We start from the raw sequence: 1880 nt of genomic DNA, 5'->3' as shown, positions 1-1880 counted from the left end.
CTCCTACATTGAGTCTAAGGTGACTGCATTATTTAACTACTAACCGTTGGTTCGGGTACGGGTGCCTCACTCGAGTATGCGGGATAAATAGCATCACTAATCCTTTGAGTCGGCGCCAACTGAACGTTCGTCCTTTTTGGCTCCGCCTTCTGAGGGTTCTCAGCCAATATTTGCAAACCTCGGTGCGTATCATGCCGATACGCGCTTGATTTCCCGGTATGGCAAAGTAGTTAAAGTACCCCGTTAGGATTTGCTTTAGCTTATTCCCCACCGCATAGGGTGAGTAGCAAATGCCATTGCGGATAAAGAGTTTTACCCGCGCAAGAAAAGCCCGCGCTTTCTTCTTAATGGTGTACCGTTTGAGCATGAACTTGCCACTTGATAGTGCTTCGCCACACACGTGGGTAAACCCTAAGAAGTCAAAGGTATCAGGCTTGCTTTGGCCGCGTTGCGCGCGGTTTTGACGGGCAAAGCGACCAAACTCTATCAGCTTGGTTTTCTGCTCGTTGAGACTCAGCGCAAATTTGGCAAAGCGTTGCTTAATTGCATGCAACAGCCCTTCTGCATCATCGCGATATTGGCAGCCAATGATAAAATCATCGGCATAGCGCACTATGTACACGTCACCACAGCTGCGCCGTTTACGCCATTGCTGTACCCATAAATCCAGCACATAGTGCAGATAGATATTGGCAAGCAAAGGCGAAATGACACCGCCTTGCGGTGTGCCAAGGCTGCTCTTTTGGCTCTGTTTACCATCCTGTACTTTCGCGGTTAACCATCCTTTGATTAACCGTAAAACACGCCGATCTGCAATACGATGCTCCAAGAACCTCGTCATCCAGTCATGGTTGAGCGTATCGAAAAAGGCTTTGAGGTCGGCATCAATGATCCACCCCACCTTTTTCACGCTAATGGCCATGTATACCGCATCGAGCGCTTGGTGCTGACTGCGATTTGGGCGAAAACCATAACTAAAGCCAAGAAAGTCTTGCTCATAAATGGCTTCGAGCACCCAGACCACCGCCTGCTGCACAATTTTGTCTTCGATACTGGTAATGCCAATCGGTCGCGGTGAGCCGTCCGCTTTGGGAATCCACACGCGTTTGATCGCCTGTGCTCGATAGCGCCCCGATTGCACTTGCTGATGCAGACGTGGCAAATGCTGAGCTAGCCCTTCGGCGTAGCTATGCCAGTCCTGTTCGTCCACGCCCTTCGCCGCTTGTTTGTTCAGGTGGTAGAACGCCTGAAACAAGCAATCAAGGGTAATATGGTGCAGTAAATTATTGAATTGCAGATCTTTGTGCCGCCTTGCGGCGTCACCTAGTCGAGTCAACGAGTCACGCAGATGCTCCATGCTCTGAGTCATGGTCGTACGCCTGTTGATCGACTTTCTCTTTGTTCCATCCCTTCGCTCCACGGACTCCTCTCAAGGGTAATGCGTTTAACACTGACCATGATTGTTCGTCTGCTTCCTCACTACTATGAATGGATCCGACTTCTTGCCGTTAATGGCAACTAGCTATGCACTTTCGCTTCCTAGTTGCTGCCTGCTCCGCAAGCTAACGACAAGACCTCCCGAGTTCCGCATAAAAGACATCACCACATGCGTAAGGTCTACGACTGCGATGTGTTAGCCTGAAACTCGCATAACGCCTCAGGTCTATATTGCTTTCCCCTTCATCCAACAAGGTCAACACACATAAAGGGTGATTACGCAGCTCAATACTTAGCCTATGGCTTCCCCTGTCAACGCTTAACCGCGTGCCTCACGGCACGCCGCCCATGACTCGGGGTACTGGCGACTTGCTAGGTCTTACCAGTCAGAGGGCTTTCACCTCCAATCTTCTACCGATTTAGCTCGGCGCACTGGATGTCCT

At 50.4% G+C, this 1880-nt stretch carries 1 protein-coding gene; it reads right to left on the bottom strand.

Features of this window, described 5'->3' with window-relative positions; translation table 11 throughout:
- Positions 1 to 28: 28 nt before the first annotated feature.
- The gene (gene ltrA / locus Q4519_RS21515; RefSeq protein ID WP_303515951.1) at positions 29 to 1369 is read right to left on the bottom strand and encodes a group II intron reverse transcriptase/maturase; all 1341 of its coding nucleotides are present in this window, start codon (positions 1367 to 1369) and stop codon (positions 29 to 31) included.
- Between the last annotated feature and the right edge of the window lie 511 nt (positions 1370 to 1880).

Source organism: Motilimonas sp. 1_MG-2023 (genome assembly GCF_030547455.1).
Classification (GTDB): Bacteria; Pseudomonadota; Gammaproteobacteria; order Enterobacterales; family CBDFNC01; genus Motilimonas.
This window is presented reverse-complemented; position numbering and strand designations above follow the sequence as displayed.

Coding starts and splice junctions, on each gene's coding strand:
- ltrA (WP_303515951.1), bottom strand. CDS start 1,369: ATGACTCAGAGCATGGAGCATCTGCGTGACTCGTTGACTCGACTAGGT.